Origin of the sequence: Marivita sp. (assembly GCF_051859345.1) — a bacterium.
Classification (GTDB): domain Bacteria; phylum Pseudomonadota; class Alphaproteobacteria; order Rhodobacterales; family Rhodobacteraceae; genus Marivita.
The window spans coordinates 1-2,708 of sequence record NZ_JBHYFV010000093.1 but is presented as its reverse complement, the minus strand read 5'-3'; the positions used below and the strand labels follow the sequence as shown (position 1 = coordinate 2,708).

Annotated in this window: 1 protein-coding gene and 3 pseudogenes; 1 reads left to right on the top strand and 3 read right to left on the bottom strand. The window is 58.2% G+C overall.

Annotated elements, in window-relative coordinates:
* Together ACTIEN_RS22085 and ACTIEN_RS22080 are read right to left on the bottom strand one after the other, a co-directional pair.
* Window positions 1-278: pseudogene (locus ACTIEN_RS22085) on the bottom strand (hypothetical protein); the annotation flags it as partial.
* A gap of 458 nt (window positions 279-736) precedes the next feature.
* Window positions 737-1,766: pseudogene (locus ACTIEN_RS22080) on the bottom strand (IS110 family transposase).
* A gap of 402 nt (window positions 1,767-2,168) precedes the next feature.
* Here ACTIEN_RS22080 and ACTIEN_RS22075 point away from each other — a divergent pair.
* The gene (locus ACTIEN_RS22075) at window positions 2,169-2,462 is read left to right on the top strand and encodes a hypothetical protein (protein WP_439525291.1); all 294 of its coding nucleotides are present in this window, start codon (window positions 2,169-2,171) and stop codon (window positions 2,460-2,462) included.
* A gap of 28 nt (window positions 2,463-2,490) precedes the next feature.
* Here ACTIEN_RS22075 and ACTIEN_RS22070 read toward each other — a convergent pair.
* Window positions 2,491-2,708: pseudogene (locus ACTIEN_RS22070) on the bottom strand (hypothetical protein); the annotation flags it as partial.

Genomic DNA, 2,708 nt, shown 5'->3' with positions numbered 1-2,708 from the left:
GTAAGAGTCGCCAAGGGAAAGCGCTCGATCGGCGCGAGGGTCGAGACGGTGGTCCACCCGAGATGGATAAATGTCCCACCCTCTCCGCAGATCACGTGCGCGTTTGGCAGAGTCGCAGCCTGCCTGAGATAGCCGAGATCGCGGAGAACGGCTTTCCGCTCGAGCCCCCTTGCCAGCTCCGTCTCGCCGGTTCGGCGCAGCTCCTTATGTCGCCACCACGAGGCAGCGGTCGCGCGCAACACGCGCAAGACACCTGTTTGCATGGGAATGCCCTTCATCAGGAACGGCAGACCGGAACCCGGCCCGGACCCATCCGAGGGCCCCCAAAGGCCCTCATCCGTCAGTCACACAGCCCGAAGGACACTTCTGTAATGGGGCGGGTCATTGTCAAGGGTTTCGGTCAAGCCAAAAATTCCGGCGAATATCTCTTTCTTCACCGGGTTTAAGACACAAAAACAAAAGCTTACTTTTTCTTTTTCACTGCAACGGCACTTCAGGACCGAGGGCTCCCCCTGCCCGGGCTTCGCTCTTCCGTCCGTAGTCAGCCTCAAAGCTGCCACTCTATGCTTGGTTCAAATCTGGTCCTGGGTGCCCATCTTTCACGCGCATTCAACAGGTGTTGATAGCCAGTGTCCTTACGGCATCTCCAGGAACCTCGTCCCGAAAAGGGACCTCTGCGTACCTGTTGTCAGTTGCAGTTCATGCCTCCGTTACGAAAATCCTTGAAGGGTGTCGCTTAGGCCGTCGGGCCCGGGTTCAGCGTGAAGCGAAACGGCGAACCGTCCATCCACATGCGATGCAAAATGACGCCAATTCGGCGCGCGAGCGCAATCAGGGCCCGTTTCGATCCACGCCTGTGCGCCACTCTGAGTGCCCAGGCCTGCAACCAGTTCGGTGCTGCGCGATGCATCAAGATCGTCGCAGCCTGATACAACGCCGATCGCAATCCTCGATCACCCGCTCGTGTAATCTGCCCAACGATGTCCATCTCTCCGGATTGAGTGCGCCTCGGCGTCAGCCCGACCCAAGGACCGATATCCTTTGATTTCGCGAAGCGGGCCGGGTCATCAATCGCGGATCTTACGGTCAAAGCAACAATTGGGCCAACGCCAGGCATTGTCATCATGAGACGGCAAACATCGTCATGTTCCGCCAATCCCACGACCTTTTCATCCAAGCTGGCCAGCTCTGTCCTCAGCTGCCCCCGAGCCCGCAGAAGCGCCAACGCCGAGGCGGACAATGTCATTGTCGGCAACCAGCTCCCTCACCCGGGCCTCGTACCTTACCCGGGTGACATGCCCAAGCTTCAGGCCGAAGTTCCTGAGCACTCCCCTCATCGAGAGTTCGATGTTGATGATCGCCTGCTGAATAGACTTGCGCGCCGACAGCAAAGCGCGAATTTCCTGGGAGGACACGGATTTGCGGTGCACGGGCCTGTACCAACCCATTTGCAACAATCGAGCAATTCCCTGAGCATCGCGCCGGTCAGTTTTGATCGGCATGGCTTTCAAGGCGGCCTTCACCAACCGCGTTTCCATCATGACCACGTCAAATCCGGCCTCTTCGATGCCCTTGCTCAGCCATTGGGACAGCGGTCCGGCTTCAAGCCCGATCGCGTCGATCGAATACGGCAATGCCGCCATCGCACGCACCAGCGCTTCAGGCTCACTGGCGGCCTCCAACTCCTCAACAACCTTCCCCTGCGGTCCCAGCACACAAATCGCCGTGCTTGCCAGAGATACATCCAGTCCGATAAATACATTCATGTCGTTGCCCTTCTATTCTCAGGAATTGAGGCGCATGGAAACATACGACCTCGTAGACGCGCTGCAGGCGCATCAAGGGCAACGGCACTCCACTTCATGCTGACAAACAAGCGAAACGTGCTCGATTCGCCGAAAGCCCCATTACGGCATCTTTCACTCTTTAAGGATTTGGTGCCCGCGAGAATTAAATGGGATGCTCATGAAAACCTACGATCCCGCACTTTCCGGCATCAAACCCCAATCAGGAACAGGATCAGGCCCGGACACCCTCTTTCGGGCACCCTCAGGCCTGACCTTCTCCCGCCCTCCTCTTCCTCTCAAACCCCATGATTTCCGCAAGCGGCTTGTTTCTGTTCCTGTTATGTTCTATTTTGAAAGCCACGCTAAGAAGGGAGAGCCCCGATGGAAAGCACCACTGATGCCCTGCCCGCCACGCCAAAGCAGATCGCCTATGCGCGCGCTCTGGCCCTGCGCAACCAGACGCTTTTGCCGTGGAAGGTTCAGCAAGATCGGCGCTCCCTGAGCGCCTGGATCGACGCGCAGGCCAAGATAAACCCAGGCGCGCAGGACAGCCGTCCGACATCAAAGCAGGTCGCCTTTGCCGAGCGCCTCGCCCGCATCAAGCGCCGCGCCGTGCCGGATGAGTGTTTCCGCGACAAGGGGCTGATGTCGAAATGGATCGACGGGAACAAGTGACTCTGGGCAAACCCTGCGGTGATCGAGACTACTTCAGGCGATCGACAACGGATGCCCGGCCCGACTTTGCAAGCGCGATCAGGCTGGATTGGATCTTGGATGTGAAGACGGAACTGAACGTGCCGATGGGTGTGCGGTCCTCCCAGACATAGGACCGTTCCAGAATATCGGTGTTGATCTCGTCCAGCATGACCCATTTGCGAACATGGGTTTCCAACCCCACGCGCTGTGACTCGATTTGTGGCA